The sequence below is a fragment of the Nostocoides sp. genome, from assembly GCF_037045025.1.
GTDB lineage: Bacteria > Actinomycetota > Actinomycetes > Actinomycetales > Dermatophilaceae > Nostocoides_A.
Genome location: NZ_JBAOHM010000003.1, coordinates 290,359 through 307,446 on the forward strand (window position 1 = coordinate 290,359; position 17,088 = coordinate 307,446).

Genomic DNA, 17,088 nt, shown 5'->3' on the forward strand with positions numbered 1-17,088 from the left:
TCCGGTACCTCGAAGGGACTCTTGACATGCGCAAACGCTCACTCATCCTGTCGGCCACGACGGCAGCCGTGGCGACCATCGCCGCCGCGCCCGCGGGCATCAGCCAAGGCGCCGGCGCTAGCCAAAGCGCCGGGCCGACCGAGCGAGTTCGGTCGGTCGAATTCGTCGGGATGGCGCCGCCGGCGACGCCGCGGCAAAAGGCGAGCGTCTACACCACGGCCAAGGTCAAGGTCACCTACGCCACCGGCACCACGCGGACCTACACCTTGGCCTACAACCAGCTGATGGCGACCGGCCAGCGCATCGGCGGCAAGGTCGTCGGCGGGCTCTTCGACTCCCGCAACAAGCCGCTCATGGACGCCAAGGGCCAGATCGCCTCCACCGCGCCGGACGGGACCTCGCTGATCAAGGTCCCCGGCCTGGCCGCCGCCAACCCGACGGCCAACAACGGCCTCGCCCTGGTCACCCAGTACGAGTACCGCGGCCTGCGCCCGGCCGGCCCCGGCTTCACCGAGGACGACTACTGGAGCAAGCTCCCGGCAACGATGAGCCTGGCCCGGATCAACCAGAACAAGGACACCGGGGCGCTGGCGGTCGCGGCATACAACACGATCAGCTTCGCCGCGTTCGGCGGGCTGTGGATCCCGTGCGCTGCCTCGCTCTCGCCGTGGAACACCCACCTGTCCTCCGAGGAGTACGAGCCGGACGCCAAGACCCGCGAGGGCCTGCCCGCCGCCGCGGACTCCGATGACGCGACCGACATCTCCAGCTTCAGCAAATACTTCTTCGGCAATCCCAGGGCGGCCAACCCCTACAACTACGGGATCGTCCCCGAGGTCGTCGTGCGCAGCGACGGCAGCCGCGGCGTCAAGATGCACTACGCGCTCGGCCGGATCGCGCGGGAACTGGTCGACGTCCAGCCCGACCGGCGCACGGCATACATGGGCGACGACGGCGCCTTCACCGGCTTCTTCCTGTTCGTCGCCGACCGCCGGAACGACCTGAGCAGCGGCACCCTCTATGCCGGCAAGTGGCACCAGACCAGCGCCGCCGGCAGCAACGGCGGAGCCGCGCGGATCTCCTGGATCAAGCTCGGCCACGGCACCGACAGCGAGATCAACGCCCTCGTCAAGGGCGGCATCAAGTTCAGCGACATCTTCGCCGTCCGGCTGAGCGACCCGCACGACGCCAGCTTCACGAAGGTGCACACCTACACCGGCACCGAATGGCTCAAGCTCAAGCCCGGTAAGGCCAAGGCCGCGGCCTTCCTCGAAACCCGCCGCTACGCCGCCTACCGGGGCGCCACGACGGAGTTCAACAAGTTCGAGGGAACGACCCACAACGCGGCAGACAAGAAGGCGTATGTCGTGATGTCCCGCGTCGAGGACGGCATGGCCGACACCGAGGGCGACATCAAGCTCGCCGAAAACAAGGGCGGCGCCACCTACCGGCTCGACCTGACCAGCTCGGCGACGGACGAGGGGGGCAACGCCATCGCGTCGAACTACGTCGTCAACCGGATGACGGCGATCCCGGCATTGCTCGGCAAGTACCACGACACCGAGGACGCCAACGGCAACCGCTGCGTCCAGAACCGGGTCTGCGGCGGCGACAACCTGAAGTTCTCCGAGGGAATGCGCACGCTGTTCATCGGTGAAGACACCGGCTACCGCAACAACAACTACGTGTGGGCCTACAACGTCGACACCGGCAAGCTCTCCCGCATCCTCTCGGTCCCGATGGGCGCCGAGGCAACCGGGCTGCAGGCGGTCGACAACTACAACGGCTCGGCCTACATCATGAGCAACTTCCAGCACCCGGGTGACGGCGGCGACAGCGACCCGGACTGGCCGCAAATCGAGGCCATGATCAACTCGATGTGGAACAACAAGCTCAAGGCGGCCATCGGCTATATCGGCACGACGAGTGGAGATGCCCTGCCGGCGATGACCCGGTGACCGGTTCTCAGATGACGCCGAGGGCGACCATCGCGTTGGCGACCTTCATGTAGCCGGCGAGGTTGGCGCCCATCACATAGTTGCCCGGCTCGCCGAACTCCTCGGCGGTCTCGACGCAGCGGGTATGGATGGCGGTCATGATCTGCTGCAGCCGGGCCTCGGTGTCCTCGAAGCTCCACGAGTCGCGGCTGGCGTTCTGTTGCATCTCCAGGGCGCTGGTCGCGACACCCCCGGCATTGGAGGCCTTGCCGGGGGCATAGAGGATGCCGGCGCCCTGGAAGAGGTCGATCGCCTTCGGGGTGCACGGCATGTTGGCGCCCTCGGCCACCAGCTCGACGCCGTTGTCCAGCAACGCTTTCGCCGCCGAGCCGCGCAACTCGTTCTGTGTGGCGCAGGGCAGCGCGATCTGGCAGGGGACATCCCACAGCGAGCCGTCCGCGACGTGCCGGACGTCCGAACCGCGGCGTTCGGCATACTCGCTCAACCGGGCGCGCCGGACCTCCTTGATGTCCTTGAGCAGGTCGAGGTCGATGCCCTGCTCGTCGACGACATAACCATTGCTGTCGCTGCAGGCGATCACGGTGCCGCCCAGCTGATGCACCTTCTCGATCGCATAGATCGCGACATTGCCCGAGCCGGAGACCACGACCCGTTTGCCGTCGAACGACTGGCCCTTGGTGCCCAGCATCTCCTGGGCAAAGAAGACCGTGCCGTATCCCGTTGCCTCGGTACGCACTTGGGAGCCGCCCCAGGACAGGCCCTTGCCGGTCAGCACACCCGACTCGTACTGATTGGTGATCCGCTTGTACTGCCCGAAGAGGTAGCCGAGCTCGCGGCCACCGACCCCGATGTCACCGGCAGGCACATCCCGATATTCGCCGATGTGGCGATAGAGCTCGGTCATGAACGACTGGCAAAAGCGCATGATCTCCTGCTCCGACTTGCCCTTGGGGTCGAAGTCGGAGCCGCCCTTGCCGCCGCCGATCGGCATACCGGTCAACGAGTTTTTGAAGACCTGCTCGAAGCCGAGGAACTTGATGATCGACAGGTTGACGCTCGGGTGGAAGCGCAACCCGCCCTTGTATGGCCCGAGCGCGGTGTTGAACTGCACCCGGAACCCGCGGTTGATCTCCACCTCGCCGGCGTCGGTCAGCCACGGCACCCGGAAGATAATCTGCCGCTCCGGCTCGCAGATGCGCTTGAGGATCGACCATTGCAGGTATTCGGGCCGCTTGCCCGCGATTGGGGTCAGGCTGAGGATCACCTCATAGACCGCCTGATGGAACTCCTTCTCGCCCGGATTGCGCGCAATCACGGCGTCGAAGTGGGGCTGCAGGCGAGGATGGACGGCGGCGGTCATGGGAACAGCCTGCCGCATTCCGGCCGGGCCTGTCCCTCGGTGTTCACCGCGTTCACCAGCCCGCCCCGACGCTGACCGCTCCCGCTAGGCTAAGGCACGGGGAGGTGGCCATGACGGACGTGGTCTGCAGGGCGTGCGGGGCGCGCGCCACCGGCCGGTATTGCGGCGCGTGCGGGGCGCGCGTGGATGCACCGCCACCGGCAGCGGACGAGACCATGCCGCGCGGCATGATCGGCGTCCCACCGCCGGCAAACACCGCCCAGGCGCACCCCCCGCCGCCCATCCGCGCGACACCAGCATCGGGATCGTCCGCTGGCTGGGGTCCGGCCGCGCCTGCGCCGCCCCCTCCACCCCAGCGGAATTCGATGCGGTGGCTGATCCCGCTGGTCGTCCTGCTCTTCCTCGGTGGCTTCGGTGCCGCCCTGGTGGCGACCGGTGCCATCGGCGGCTCGGACGACAAGAGCGCGACCACCGCCTCGGCAAGCGGTGCACCCAGCGAGACCGCCCAGTCCCCGACGGATCTGCAGCCCAGCCCAACCTCGGCAACCACCGAAGGCCCCCCCGCGGTCACCGAGACCGTGACCGAAACAGCCCCGGCGACCCCGACACCGGTCACCCTGCCCCGCGAGGCCGAGGTGTGCCTGCCGGTGCGCGAGCAATACGGCCCGGTGGCCTATGCCGCTCGCGGCAACGACATGACCAGCTGTCCGTTCACGCTCAACGTCCAGGAGGCGTATGTCGCCGCCGGCGGCGCCGACGCGACCGTGATCGCCTACAGCCCGGCCATGAAGCGGACGTATTCGATGGAGTGCACCGGCTCCCAGCCGGTCACCTGCCGGGGCGGCAACAATGCCGTCGTGCTGCTGTTCGAGGGCGAGCCGCGGCGCTGAGATGCGTCCCCGCCTCACCGCCGCCGCCGCGCTCCTGCTGCTGACCGCAGGCTGCGTCGGGGGCGGCCGGTCAACGGCGCGCGACGACTCGGGAGCCGCGACCTCACCGGCCACGTCCCCATCACCCGCCTCGTCCACGCCACCCGCCAGCGCGACCTCGGCGACCAATGCCGGGACGTCCGGGTCGACAAGCTCACCGCGCCCCGCGTCCACCACCAGGTCGGCCACGTCCTCCACGACGAGCACCGGCCCGTCGAACTCGGCCACGTCGTCGCTGGCGGCCCAGCTCGGCGAAATCGCCGCGACGGCGGTCGATTCCTTTGGCGGGACCGCGGGAATCGCCGTGGCCGCCCCCTTCTCGACACCCACCGCCGGCGGCACCTGGAGCACCGGACCGGCGTGGTCGACCGCGAAGGTCCCCGTGGCCATCGCCGCCCTGGCCGACAACCCCGGCGACGACAACCTCCGCACCCTCGCCTCCTCGGCAATCCGGTTGTCCGACAACGACGCCGCCGAACAACTCTGGGCGAGCCTCGGCGAGCCTCAGACGGCCGGGACGCGGACGCAAGCGGTCGTGCGGGAGCTGGGCGATCGGCATACGGTCGTGCAATGGCAGCGAATCCGGCCGCCGTTCACGGCCTTCGGTCAAACCCAGTGGGCCCTCACCGACGCCGCGGTCGCGGCGGCCGGGCTGCCCTGTCGCGCCAGTGCCGGACCCGTGCTCGACCTGATGGGCCGGATCGATCCGTCGCAGGCGTTCGGGCTTGGGCATGTGCCCGGCGCGCGGTTCAAGGGCGGCTGGGGGCCGGACCCGGCCGGCCGCTACCTGACCCGGCAGCTCGGGGTCATCGACACCGCCGCCGGTCACGTCGGCGTCGCGCTTGCGGCGCAGCCGGCCTCGGGGAGCTTCGAGGCCGGTCAGGGCGCGCTCAGCCTGATGGCCGACCGGCTCGCGGCCCGGCTCGACCGCCTCCCCGCTGCGCCCTGTGCGGGCTGACGATAGCCTGACGTCGCACCGGGAAGGGGGAGTCATGGCCGCCGACTATTGTCCGTCGTGCGGCATGCGCGCCACCGGGGCGTTCTGCCCCAACTGCGGCAGCCGCCTCGGCGATAGCCAGCCGGCCGCCCCGCCGCCGCCGGCCGCCCTGCCGCCGCCGGTGATCCGCGCTGCCCCTCCCGCCTCAACCCCCTTCTCCCCGTATGCCGATCGGACCCCCTCGCCGCCGCCCCCACCTCCTCCGCCGCCGAGTCGGGGAGCGGCGCTGACCGTCCTCGGCGGGCTGCTCGCCACTAGCTGAACCTGGTTCCACGGGTGATTTTTCGATGAGGGCGTATTTTGGGTGACGGGTGCCCTTGTGGTGCAACAGAATTGGTGTTGTCCAAGCTAAATGGAATACCCGGGCGGCGATAGCGGCCTGGCCAACGCGGATGGTCCCGGTCGCCGGCAGGGGGCTGGGTGGCGAGGTGGCGGGTCTAGTCTTGCCCCTCGACCCAGGCGGTCACATCTGCCGGTTCGAAAGCGTCATCACGGTGACGGACCGATCCGGACCGTCGCATCCGACCGACACTCCTCGAGGAGAACGACATGGCCCTGGCCAACATCAACTACCCCGTCACCGACCTCGCCGCCGCGAAGGCCGTCTTCACCGCCCTCTTCGGGGTCGAGCCGCATACGGACACGGAGTACTACGTCGGCTACAACATCGACGGCCTGGAGATCGCGCTGAACCCCGGCGGCGCACAGCAGGGCATGTCGGGGGCCACGCCGTTCTGGGCCACCGCCGACGTCGAAGGCTCGCTCGCCACGCTTGCAGCCGCCGGTGCCACGGTGACCCAGCCGCCCATGGAGGTCGCGCCCGGAGTCACGCTCGCCGTGCTCTCCACCAACGGCAACTCCATCGGCCTGATCACGGCCTGAAGGGCCCACCAGTGAGTGAAAGCGATTGGCTCACCGAGCGTTTCGAGCGACATCGCTTCCAGCTGCACTCCGTCGCCTACCGCATCCTCGGCCCGGCCCCCGACGCCGAGGATGCGGTGCAGGAGACCTGGCTGCGGGCGAGCCGGCATACCGGCGAGGAGATTGAGAACCCGCCCGCGTGGCTGACCACGATCGTGGCGCGCGTCAGTTTGAGTATGCTGCGCGCTCGCGCCGCGCGACCCGAAACCCTTACTCCCTCAGACGATCCGAACGAGCCGGTCGCTGCCGTCCTGCCGCTGCGGACACCGGAGGAGCAGGCCGTCGCCGAATCCGTCGGGCCGGCGATGCTCGTCGTCCCTCGGGCCGTGGCGGGACTAAGCTAAGGCCTGGACAAGCTCGGCGACGTCGACGGCACGGTCGCAAGGCTCGCCGACGCATTGGACCGGTTCGGTCGCTGTTCGACCAGCGAGCTACTTGTCAGCCGTTTCGCACGTGTCCGCGATCGTGAAGCCGAGACCTGTCGAGACGCGATAGCGCGTCTTGCCTCGGAGAAATTCCACTTCCGTTGAGTCAAAGCTTCCGGTGCGTCCAGCCGAGGCAACGCGGATAACGAGGTTCTTCTCCTCGCCGGGATGCACGATGGCGCCGGCGAGATCCACATGCGGGGTGTCCGACCAGAGCGGTGGCGGCCAGTCAAAGCCCACGCCGGCAAGGTTGTTGCCCAGGATGTCCGCGAGGTAGACCTCCCGGAAGGTCAGCGTCGACCCACTTGCCGGCGTGGCCGCCACCAGCTCCAAATCTTCGGACTTGGTGTTGCGGAAGCTGATCTCCCCGTACACCGCGTCGCGAGCGGACCGCAAGGAACAGCTGCTTCCCGGGGTGAAACGGAAGTCGGGGTCATCGGTGCGAGCGCTGGAACAACCCGAGGCCAGGAGCAGTGGCACAATGCTGGCCAAAACTCTCGCTCTTGTCACGGCCGAAGCCGGGCTATGTCTCACTCGTCAGCTTACCCACTAACCGACGGGTGCCAGCGCGAGCGGGATACGCATTGGTTCCGCACAAGCTCAGTCCACTCCCGTTCGCGATGAACTCGACTTTCGCCTTCGATGAGTACCCGGTCAAAGTTGAGAAGTTGATCCCGAGGACGTCGAGCAGGTTCGCTCCTCCCCCGGCAGTGTAAGCGACGTCGGACTCGTCGAGTGTGGTCTTCTTTGACCCCCTCGCGTAGGGGAGGCATAGTCGTGCGCTTGGGATGTTGCTTGTTGAGGGCGCGTAGGTAACAGTCCCGCCCTCATGCGCAACGGGCTTAGCGTGGTATCCGAAAAGTATCCCATCGCAAATGTACTTGTATTCATACCATGAGTAGTAAGTGTAGTCATGACGGCGACCGACGCTGTGGGGAAAATCAGTTACGTCAGTGGTCGACTTAGTGCTGGTCCCGTTAGCCTCCCAGGAACCGATTGCGCCGCTCTGGGAGAACCCCACGCCGAAGGTGGTCGACTGACCGATGGTCAGAGTGAAGGTGTGATCCCATGACCTAGTCGTCGAGTAGTGCATGCCGACCAAAGCCGTGCGGACCCCCAAGTCCCTGTAGGCATAATCACGACACTGGACCGATGACCATTCTCTCATCGACTTGGATGATACCGGGAGCCGGCGCCATCCCGACGCTAATACGTGCGTGACTCCTCGACCCTCCTGGGTGCCGGACCAGTGGGTCCCATAAATCCCGTTGTCTGTGCGCGCCACCAGCCATAAGTTCATGTTTCGATGGACATCGAGCGTGGACGTTAGCCTGGAAATCTCGACCGAAGCTAAGGGTGCAACTCCCGAATTTCTGTTGAAGGTCTTGGCGGCTACGAGGATGAGAGACCGGCTTTGACCCTTGCGCACCCTGCCCGTCGCTGGAGGAAAGGCCCAGATCGCGACTTCTCCTGGCGTGCTCAACTTCGCAGAAAGGGTGCCCACGGAGATGGTGACCTGGGGGGGGTTTGGATTCCGCTTTGTTTCCGCATGAGCGGCTACAGCTTGGCTGCCAATAAGACACAAGGACGCAACGATCATTATGGCGCGGACGGCTATCATTGTTTGGGGTCCTTCCAGGTAGCTTGAGTCGTGTGACATCCGATTGCGCGGCAACAGACTACTCGCCTCCTGCACGATTGTCCTGCCGAAAAAGCATCCAGTAACAAGTGCAGCCGTGGCCGGCGTTCTGCCTGGTGACGATCCCCGGGCCGTCGGCGGCGGCGAGGCGTGCCCGCAGTCCCGGGTCGGCGTGCAGCTCCCGCAGCGCGCGGATCACCTGCCACGGATCGACGTCGAGCTCCTCGGCGGCCACCATCCGCATCTGGTCGCGGGTCTGCTGGGCCACCCACCGGCCGACCCGGGGCAGGGCCTCGGTGACCGGGTTCGGGGCATCCGGCCGCAGTTGGACGACGATCAGATTGCGCCGCCGCATCGACCCTTGGCTCCAACAGGCCTCGGCGCTGATGCCGCACAGATGATCCCATCGGTAGGTGTGCACCGGCGTGATCAGCCGGGTCGGAGTAAGCAGCAGCCACCGCCCAGCCCCGGTGCGCAGCCGGTGCTGTGCGGGCTGACGATAGCCTGACGTCGCACCGGGAAGGGGGAGTCATGGCCGCCGACTATTGTCCGTCGTGCGGCATGCGCGCCACCGGGGCGTTCTGCCCCAACTGCGGCAGCCGCCTCGGCGATAGCCAGCCGGCCGCCCCGCCGCCGCCGGTGATCCGCGCTTCCTCTCCTGCCTCATCAACCCCCTTCTCCCCGTATGCCGACCGGCCGCCCGCGCCGCCGCCCTCACCTCCTCCGCCGCGGCCACGCAGTATGGCACTCACCGTCCTCGGGGCTTTGCTCGGCGCAGGGGTGGTTGCCGTCGCGCTCTGGGCCAGCGGCGTCCTTGGCGATAAGGACACCGCCTCCGCCGGCAACACGGCATCGCCCGGGGAGAGCGCCACCAGCGCGGGCGCGGCGTCCGAGGCCGGCGCGAGCGACCCGGAGACGCCGGCCACGCCATCCTCGCCGACGGCCGCAACGCCGAGCGCACCCACATCGAGCATTCCCACCGTCACCACCACCGAGGAGATCCTGCCCTGGCCGGGCAGCACCGATGCTCCCGATGCGACGACCTCGCCGCACCTGATCCGCGACCACGCCACCAAGGAGTGCCGCCCCACCGGCCGGACCATCGCCGGCTATCCCGTAGCCGCCTGCCGAGCCTGGCAGCGCGCGGCCGCAATGTGGGCCGGCGTGAGCCTGGCCAAGGGCAGCGTTGACATCGTCTGCCAGCGCGACTTCCCCTCGGCGCCCAACCCGCAATACACGGCGAAGCAGGCCAACACCTGGTGGTTTTGGGCGCAGGCCGGCGGCACCTGGGACTGGTTCCCCGAGACTGCGCTGTCGGAGGGCGGCTCCAACCTTCCGGTCGGCCAGGTCGCGGTCTGCCAGTAGCCGATCCGGCAGGACCGCGCCGCTCGGTTGGGACGCATGGACCCGCCGCGCCCTCGTCATCCGGACCGGCTTCTTCTCCTACCGCTGGTCGACGGGCTGCTGGTGCTCGACTGCATTGCCTCCGGCGCGCGTTGGGTCGACTTGGGTGCGGCTCGGCGTCGACGTCCTGTTGAGCGCCCGCAGAAGGGCTGGAGTGGGCACTCGTGCGCCGGCTATGTCGTCCTCGGTGACCGCGGCCGGTCCGCGGTCGAGGCGAGCGCGTCGAGCAGCTTCGCCGGTGACCTCAAGCGGTGGCTGGTTTGCGTCGCCGAGCGTCGTCGTCGTGCATACCGACGATCCGGCGATCGAGTCCGGCGCCGCGTTCAAAGCCGTCGGTGTCCAGGTGTCCGGCGGGGTGCCGCTGATGTTGCGACGAACCCGACGGCTTCTCGACCTTCCGCCTCGGCCTTTGGCCTGGACAAGCTCGGCGACGTCGATGGCACCGTCGCCCGGCTCGCCGATGCCCTTGAGTTTGAGGCGTGTGACATCCGATTGCGCGGCAACAGACTACTCGCCTCCTGCGCGATTGTCCTGCCGAAAAAGCATCCAGTAACACCTGCCCTTATCCGGGCACCGCGTGCCGACCGCGTGCCCAGGTCGGCCTTCGCGATCGGCGCCACCGCCTCACCTACGCACAGAACAGCGTCGACGCCAGCCCGGCGGCAAGCCAGGTGGCGCCGGCGAGCGCGAGGACGAAGGTGAGTAGCCAGACCAGTCGCGGGATCCCGGTGAGCCGGGCGAGGACCGCCGGATCGCTGACCCGGTCGCCGCGGGGCGTCCGGGCGAGGGCGGCGAGGTGGCGCCAGGCGCCGAGGAGGAGCACCACACCGACAGCCGAGACGACCATCGCCTGGACGCCGTCGTCACGCCACCACCACAGTCCAGCCACACCGGCGATGGCTCCTGCGACGACGCCCGCGGTGCCGAGCGAACGGATCCGGGTCGCCGTCACGAGCAACACCGCGAGCACGGCCGACAACAGCGGTGCCGCCCATCCCCGCGCTGAACATCCGACCATCAGCGCGCCGACGATTCCAGGGGCGGGATAGCCCGCCCAGGTCGTCACCACCCGGCCCAATCCCCGCGCGGGACCCACGGTGACCGCGTGCCCCGACATATCGCCGCGCACGACGAACCCGGTGAACCGGCGCCCGGCCAGGACCCCGACGAGCGCGTGTCCCAACTCGTGCACCAGGGTCACGGCCACCCGCAGCAGCCGCCAGCTGCCGGTGAACCCCACGAGGACGACGGCCGCGAGCACAGCGACGATCAGGCTCGACCGGTCCAACCCGACCGCATCCGCGCTCGGCAGCATCCGGTCACGAACGGCTTCGACCCAGTCCCCGCCGGACCTGCCCCCACCCGCCATGACCCGGACGGTAACTCCCGAAGCTGTCGCCCGGGCACCCGCCACCGGATCCCTGCACGAAAATCCGTGCAGACGTTCGCGCCAGGTGTCGTATCGGGGTGGGCCGATTCGTGGACTGGGGAGAGTCGGCATACGGTCGACTCCGCGATCGAGATAACAAGGAGACCCAGGAGGCGGCTGAGCCCACCCGGGCGAGGACTCCGGCCCTCTCCAGCGATTGGCTGCACGCCTGCCCGCAAAGTGCTGCGGCTCAGCGCCGCTTCGGGGTGAGCAGTGCGAGGGCCTCGGCGAGGCGCTGGGCCGGGCGAACGACGTCCACCGGGATCCCCGCGCCGGACACCGCACCCGATTCTGACGCCGCACCGGCCCCGGCGAGCAGCTCGGCGACCCGGGTAGTCAGGCCCGGGCGATCCGCCGGGGCAGGACGCTGGTCGCGCAGATCGGGGACGCGCACCAGGCGACGGGCTTCCTCGGCGAGGAGGCGGCATACGGCCGAAGCAGCGGGCGGGACCGGTTGCGTGGTGGCCAGCGCGGCCGCGGCCAGTGCCCGGGCCGAGGCGGCGCAGACGCGCAGCGTCGCGATCCGGTGGCGGCGGGCGGCATGGTCGGCGTCGAAGATCCGCGGCCGGATCAGCGAGTCGTGGGCGGTGACGACCTGCCGGGCCGCCTCCTCCATCTGCAGCACATTGGCATAGAGTTCGGCGCGCTCGGAGGGGCCGTCGACGCGTTCGGGGGATAGTAGGACACCGACTCGGTCAACGAGTTCGGTCACGGATTCGAGCAACGCCCCGCGGGCCACGACGAGGGTGTCCCGGGCCGGAGCCGGGAGCACCGCGTAGGTGACGATGACCCCGGCCGCCGCACCGGCAGCGGTCTCGGCCAGCCGCAGCAGGAGCAGGTCCTCGCTGTAGGTCCGCAACATCTCGTAAAGCTGACCGAGGACGAGCGTGAGGAAGAAGATCATCCAGGTCGTCGACAGCGCCTGGACATAGAAGGCGAGGAAGACCCCAAGAAGCAACAGGGCGGCCACGAGAACCGTGTGCCCCGATGTCACGTGGGCCAGTCCGACCGCGGCCACCAGCCCCAGCATCGTCCCGACCGTCCGGTCGATCGCCTTGCGGGCCGTCTCGGCGGTCGTTGAGGCACCCGTGAAGGTGACGAACGCGGCGATCGCCGCCCAATAGAAGCGTTCCGGCGAGATCAGCCGCCCGGCCAGGATCGCCAAGGCCACCGCCGCGGCTGCCTGGATCGCCTGACGGGTCGTGAACCGCAGCCGCCCCGCCGACCACCAGTGCGCGGTGTCGCCGACCGGCGCCGCCACCGCCTTGCCGGCCAGCTCCTGGCTGCCGGGCAGATTGCCGCCTTGCAGCACCACCACCGGCGCGAACGCCTCGGGGTCGCTCTCGTGCCGGGCCTGCTCCAGCACCCGGCCGGACGTCCAGTCGGCGACCGTGTCGAGCAGTTGGGTGGCGCCGGCCGTGAACCGCCGCACCGGCCCGGCGTCGCAATGGGGATCCTGCCGCAGCCGGCCCACCGCGAAGCGCGCCTCGTCATAGCGGCTCCAGCCCAACTCGACCAGCGCCCGCCGCACCTCGCTCATCGTCGTCGCCCGGGCAGCGGGATGGGTCTGCCCGACCAGGTCGAGGACCGCCCCGGCGACCTCGTCGACGGCGATCTCGAGGTCGATGATCCACTCCCGCAGCCGCACCGCCGAGACGCCGTCGGGCAGGGCGCGGGCATCGCCCAGCTGGCCGTCGAAGAGCAGCGCCACCTCGGAGGTCTTGCGCACTTGCTTACGCAACTCGTGCTCGAGCGCCGGGCTCGACGGCCGGTCGACCAGGTCGATTGCCGCGCTCACGACACCACGTGCCTGCGCCCGCAAGGCGGTGACGGTCCGGTGCAACGTGGCCTCCGGATCGGCGGTGAGCACATTGGCGAGCAGGAAGCCCACCCACGCCGCGCTGATCACCACGGCCAGCAGCATCCCGGGCAGCGCCGAGACCGGCGGGTGCAGGAAGAGCGCGAAAAAATAGGCCTGCCACATCACGAACCCGGTCGAGAACCACCGCGGGCCGAACCGGCGCATCCATACGGCGGCAAAGGTGACGAGCACGAAGATCGGGATCGAGGCGGCCGGCCAGGGCGCCGCCACCACCGCCGACCCGGCGCCGACGGCCGCGCCACCCGCGGCGGCAAGCGCGGTCCCGGCGATCGGCCGCCGGCGGGTCTCCTTCATCGTCGTCGCCAGGTTGAGCGCGACGACGGCGCCGAGCATGACGTGCAGCAACCCCTCCCCCCGCGGCACGCCCAACCCAACGGCGACCACGGTCTGGACGACGATGGCGCTGGCCAGGGTGACCACGGCCCGCAGGCCGTGTCGCAGCCGGCTCAGCCCGGGGTCGGAGGCGAGGAAACGATCGAAGGCGTCGCGCGCCTCGTCCCGCGCCGTTGAGAGCGCCCGCCGGATCACCGCCTCCGCCGGGGGCAACACAGTGGACGGCACCGCCCCATTGTCCCAGCTTGCGCCAGCGCCCCCGCTCAGCCGCGGCCGGCGTCCTGCCCGGCGACGATCCCCGGGCCGTCGACGGCGCCCAGCCGTGCCCGCAGCCCCGGGTCGGCGTGCAGCTCCTGCAGCGCGCGGATCACCCGCCACGGATCGACGTCGAGTTCGTCGGCGGCGGCCAGCCGCATCTGGTCGCGCGTCTGCCTGGCCACCCAGCGGCCGACCCGGGGCAGGGCCTCGGTGAGCGGGTTCGGGGCATCCGGCAGCAGCTGGACGACGATCAAATTGCGCCGCCGCAGCGACCCCTGGCGCCAATACGCCTCGGCGCTGATGCCGCGCAGTTCATCCCACCGGTAGGTGTGCACCGGCGTGATCAGCCGGGTCGGCGTCAGCAGCAGCCACCGGCCCGGCCCGGCGCGCAGCCGATGCGCCGCGACCGCGGCCATCCCGAAGAAGGCGGCAAACAGCGCGATCCCGAGCATCCCGACGACAGGTCCCACACCGAGCCCACGCTCGGCGATCCGCCGGGCGCCGAAGCCGAACGCGACGAGCAGCCCTCCGGCCAGCGCCGCCATGGCCAGCTCCAGCGACAGCGCCGGTCGCTGCAGCGGTATGCCGACCCCCCACTCCCCGTCGTCGGCCTGCCGCCGCGTCGGGCTTCCGGCGGTGCGATAGCCGCGCCGGCTCCAGCCCAGCTCGGGCCGCGTCGCCCGCACACCCCACTCGCTCGCCACCGCGCCAGTCAACCCGATGCCGGCCCCGACAATCGCGTATGCCGCCCGGCCAACTCCCGCCGCAAGATCTTGCCGTTCGCGGTCCGCGGCAACGCGTCGACGAAGACCACCTCGCGGGGGCGCTTGTAGCCGGCGAGGTGGTCGGCGGCATACGCGAGGAGGACACTGGCATCGACGGTGTCCCGGTCGTCGGGATCGCGCGGGACGACAAAGGCGGTGATGATCCGCAGGCCCTCGCGGACCTCGACCTCGGCGACGGCGGCCTCGCCGACGCCTGGATGGCGGGCCAGGCACTCCTCGACTTCCAGCGGAGAGACGCGGTAGCCCATCGCGGTCATCACATCGTCGGCGCGGCCGTGATAGTGCACATAGCCGTCGGCGTCGAAGTGGACCAGATCGCTGGTGACAAACCATTCTCCGCGGTATGCCGCCGCCTCCTCCTGCGGCCGCTGCCAGTAGCCGAGCATCAGGCCCGGATCGCTGCGATGCACGGCGAGCAATCCCACCTCGCCCGCGGGGAGCGGCTCGGTGCCTAAGCCTTGGTGCGGCAGCACGGCGACTCGCCGCCCGGGCTGCGGCTTGCCGGGGCTGCCCGGCCGGGTCGGGATGCTCGGGCCGGAGGAGATGAACGTCGAGCATTCGCTCATCCCCAGCGCCTCGAAGAGTTCGGTGCCGGTGGCCTCGCGCCACTGCCGCCACAGGGCGGGGGAGAGGGCCTCGCCGGCGACCAGCCCGTGCCGCAACGAGGACAGGTCGGCGCCGGTGAGTCCGCCGTGGCGCAGCAGTTGCGGATACAGCCCGGGCACCGCGGCGAAGTGGGTCGCCCGGTAGCGCTCGATCAGCGCCGGCCAGACGCCCAGGTCCTTGGGGCCGTTGTAGATGACCGCGCTCGCTCCGTTGGCCCACGGGTCGGTCAGGCCGACCCCGAGGGTGTAGGTCCAGTTGAACGCGCCCGTGTGCAGGACAACGTCGCCGGGCTGCAGGCCGAGCCACGCGGCATACATCGGCCGCCGCCCCCAGGCGGCCCGGTGGGCGTGAACGACGCCCTTGGGCCGGTCGGAGGTTCCCGAGGTATAGACGAGATAGGCCGGGTCGTCCGGTGCGGTGTCGGCGTAGGGCGCCCGGTCGGGCTGCCCGCACCAGTCGTCGATCTCGGCGGGGCCGACGACCGGCAGTCCGGCCGGCAGCGGCACGCCCAGCGACGGGTCGCAGACCACGAGCTGGGGTGCGGCGTCGGCGACGAGGAAGGCGAACTCCTCGGCCGTGAGCTGGCTCGAGGTCGGGATCGCGACGACCCCGGCCGCGAGCGCGCCGAAGAAGATCAGCGGATAGCTGCTGGTGTTTGGCAGCCGGATCAGCACCCGGTCGCCCGGGGCCAGCCCGGCGGCGAGCAGGCCCGCGGCCACGGCCCGGACGGCGTCATCGAGCGCGGCAAAGGTCCACGACTCGGCGTCGGCGGCGGCCGTGGCCAGGTCGTGCACGACGACCAGCGCGGTGGCATCCGCGGGGCGTAGCTCTCCCGGGGCGAGGCAGTAGCGCGCCATGTTGAACCGCTCGGGCACGGCCGCCGCGCGCTCGAGCGGGGTGCCGCTGGGACCTCCTGCGGCGTGCTGGGCTGACATACCGCCAGCATGTCAGGGAGGCAATTGTGAGTCGCGTCACACTCGCGTGCTCCGTGGTAACGATCACCTCGCCGACTGCGTCGATAATTGAGTTGGTCGCACAGTGCGGCCAATCCCCCTCTCACCCCGACTCGATTGACGTATGCCGCGCGACACGAACACCCTTGGCCACCCGACCACCTCCAGCGCAGCCCCGCCACCGACGCCAGGGCCCCCCACCGGCTCGACTTCTCAGAATGCGTCCCCGGACGCGACCCCCCTCCGGGGCGACCGCGGCCGACGCCGGGACCGATCAACGCGCAACCTTCCTCGACCTCTCGCTGACCCAGCTGGCCGGCGGCGCACTCGCCGCCTCCAGCGCCGCGGCGCTCGGCGCGCGCATCGGCGTCGGCGGCACCCTGCTGGGCGCCGCGCTCGGCTCGCTGGTCTCGGCCATCGCGGGCGCCGCCTACACGCACTCACTGCGCCGCACCCGTGACTTCGTCCTTCGCCGCGGCCGCCCGGACGACGCGGACGGGTCCCCGGCTGCGGGCGAGCCTGCGACCGACCCGGACGAGCTGAGCCCGACCTCGGCCGGCCCGGGTGAGCGCGAGAGCGCGCGTTACCGCCGCTTCGACCTCGGCCGCCTGGAGATGCGCCGGGTCGCGCTCGGTGCGGGCGCCCTGTTCGCGCTGGTCATTGCCCTGCTCACCGGCATCGAGCTGGCCACCGGCCACTCCCTGGACGGCAAGCAGGGAACGACGGTCGGGCAGGTCACCAAGGTCGCCAGCAAGGCGCGCGCCACCACCTCGGTGCCGGGTGACCGGGACCTCAAACCGGCGGGCGGCAGCTCGAGCGACGCTCCCGGCTCAAGCAGTTCGTCGGATGGGTCCGCGACCCAGTCGCCGAGCGGATCGGACACGACCACCGAGGTGCCCCCGACGGGTCCGACAGCCACCGACCCCACCACCGACCCGACCACGCCGCAGACGCCCTCGCCGACGACCACCGAGCCGCCGGCCGGCGACTCGCCGACTCAGCCCGTCGACCCGCCGGCGGTGGCGCCGACCGGGGCCGAGGCGCCCGAAACCCCCGCCGCCACCGATCCGCCCGCGGTTTTGCCGGGCACCGGGACGCCGGCAGCGGGGTCGGCGACCGCCTGATCTCGGGCGTCGCACTCGTCCCCTCGGGGACCCCCTGACCCCCGGGGACGGACGGCCATGGATGCCTCCGTCCCCGGGAGAGCCG

16 protein-coding genes are annotated in these 17,088 nt (G+C 70.1%); 8 read left to right on the forward strand and 8 right to left on the reverse strand.

All coding sequences use genetic code 11. The annotated features are described in order from the left end of the window. Window positions 1-26 precede the first annotated feature (26 nt). Window positions 27-1,958, forward strand: a complete 1,932-nt coding sequence (locus V9G19_RS01635; RefSeq protein ID WP_462283749.1) for a PhoX family protein — start codon at window positions 27-29, stop codon at window positions 1,956-1,958. 7 nt (window positions 1,959-1,965) lie between these two features. Here the strand turns inward: V9G19_RS01635 and gdhA are convergent, their stop codons facing one another. Continuing rightward, window positions 1,966-3,318 carry an NADP-specific glutamate dehydrogenase gene (gdhA, locus tag V9G19_RS01640; RefSeq protein WP_462283750.1) on the reverse strand — a complete coding sequence of 451 codons (1,353 nt, stop codon included), beginning with the start codon at window positions 3,316-3,318 and terminating at the stop codon, window positions 1,966-1,968. A gap of 52 nt (window positions 3,319-3,370) precedes the next feature. Beyond that, window positions 3,371-3,547 carry a hypothetical protein gene (locus V9G19_RS01645; RefSeq protein ID WP_462283751.1) on the reverse strand — a complete coding sequence of 59 codons (177 nt, stop codon included), beginning with the start codon at window positions 3,545-3,547 and terminating at the stop codon, window positions 3,371-3,373. 136 nt (window positions 3,548-3,683) lie between these two features. Here V9G19_RS01645 and V9G19_RS01650 point away from each other — a divergent pair, with 136 nt between their 5' ends. From V9G19_RS01650 to V9G19_RS01670, 5 genes are all read left to right on the forward strand, one after another. Continuing rightward, a complete protein-coding gene (locus tag V9G19_RS01650) occupies window positions 3,684-4,208 on the forward strand; it encodes a hypothetical protein (protein ID WP_462283752.1) in 525 nt (174 codons plus the stop codon). A gap of 1 nt (window position 4,209) precedes the next feature. After that, window positions 4,210-5,205 (forward strand): serine hydrolase, encoded by a 996-nt coding sequence (locus V9G19_RS01655; protein WP_462283753.1) that lies wholly within the window; start codon window positions 4,210-4,212, stop codon window positions 5,203-5,205. A gap of 34 nt (window positions 5,206-5,239) precedes the next feature. Next, window positions 5,240-5,506: a hypothetical protein gene (locus tag V9G19_RS01660; protein WP_462283754.1), complete on the forward strand. Its 267-nt coding sequence runs from the start codon at window positions 5,240-5,242 to the stop codon at window positions 5,504-5,506. A 287-nt stretch (window positions 5,507-5,793) separates the two neighbouring features. Further along, window positions 5,794-6,126, forward strand: coding sequence for a VOC family protein (locus V9G19_RS01665; RefSeq protein WP_462283755.1), 333 nt, complete (start codon window positions 5,794-5,796; stop codon window positions 6,124-6,126). Between the two features lie 11 nt (window positions 6,127-6,137). Then, window positions 6,138-6,509 (forward strand): sigma factor, encoded by a 372-nt coding sequence (locus V9G19_RS01670; protein WP_462283756.1) that lies wholly within the window; start codon window positions 6,138-6,140, stop codon window positions 6,507-6,509. A gap of 87 nt (window positions 6,510-6,596) precedes the next feature. Here the strand turns inward: V9G19_RS01670 and V9G19_RS01675 are convergent, their stop codons facing one another. Together V9G19_RS01675 and V9G19_RS01680 are read right to left on the reverse strand one after the other, a co-directional pair. Next, complete coding sequence (locus tag V9G19_RS01675) at window positions 6,597-6,986, reverse strand: hypothetical protein (RefSeq protein WP_462283757.1); 390 nt, start codon at window positions 6,984-6,986, stop codon at window positions 6,597-6,599. Window positions 6,987-8,269: 1,283 nt separating this feature from the next. Continuing rightward, a complete protein-coding gene (locus V9G19_RS01680) occupies window positions 8,270-8,650 on the reverse strand; it encodes a hypothetical protein (RefSeq protein WP_462283758.1) in 381 nt (126 codons plus the stop codon). A gap of 110 nt (window positions 8,651-8,760) precedes the next feature. On the opposite strand from V9G19_RS01680, the gene V9G19_RS01685 reads away from it, so the two are divergent. Further along, window positions 8,761-9,594 carry a hypothetical protein gene (locus tag V9G19_RS01685; protein ID WP_462283759.1) on the forward strand — a complete coding sequence of 278 codons (834 nt, stop codon included), beginning with the start codon at window positions 8,761-8,763 and terminating at the stop codon, window positions 9,592-9,594. A 667-nt stretch (window positions 9,595-10,261) separates the two neighbouring features. On the opposite strand, the gene V9G19_RS01690 is transcribed toward V9G19_RS01685, so the two are convergent. The 4 genes from V9G19_RS01690 to V9G19_RS01705 all read right to left on the reverse strand — a co-directional run bounded on the left by V9G19_RS01690 (window position 10,262) and on the right by V9G19_RS01705 (window position 15,861). Beyond that, window positions 10,262-11,002, reverse strand: coding sequence for a M50 family metallopeptidase (locus V9G19_RS01690; RefSeq protein ID WP_462283760.1), 741 nt, complete (start codon window positions 11,000-11,002; stop codon window positions 10,262-10,264). 250 nt (window positions 11,003-11,252) lie between these two features. After that, window positions 11,253-13,505, reverse strand: a complete 2,253-nt coding sequence (locus tag V9G19_RS01695) for an FUSC family protein (RefSeq protein WP_462283761.1) — start codon at window positions 13,503-13,505, stop codon at window positions 11,253-11,255. Window positions 13,506-13,540: 35 nt separating this feature from the next. After that, a complete protein-coding gene (locus V9G19_RS01700) occupies window positions 13,541-14,239 on the reverse strand; it encodes a hypothetical protein (protein WP_462283762.1) in 699 nt (232 codons plus the stop codon). A gap of 8 nt (window positions 14,240-14,247) precedes the next feature. Then, entirely contained in the window at window positions 14,248-15,861 is a 1,614-nt protein-coding gene (locus tag V9G19_RS01705; protein WP_462283763.1) for an acyl-CoA synthetase, read from the reverse strand. A gap of 236 nt (window positions 15,862-16,097) precedes the next feature. Between V9G19_RS01705 and V9G19_RS01710 the strand changes: the two genes are divergently transcribed. Next, window positions 16,098-17,003 (forward strand): hypothetical protein, encoded by a 906-nt coding sequence (locus V9G19_RS01710; protein WP_462283764.1) that lies wholly within the window; start codon window positions 16,098-16,100, stop codon window positions 17,001-17,003. Window positions 17,004-17,088 lie beyond the last annotated feature (85 nt).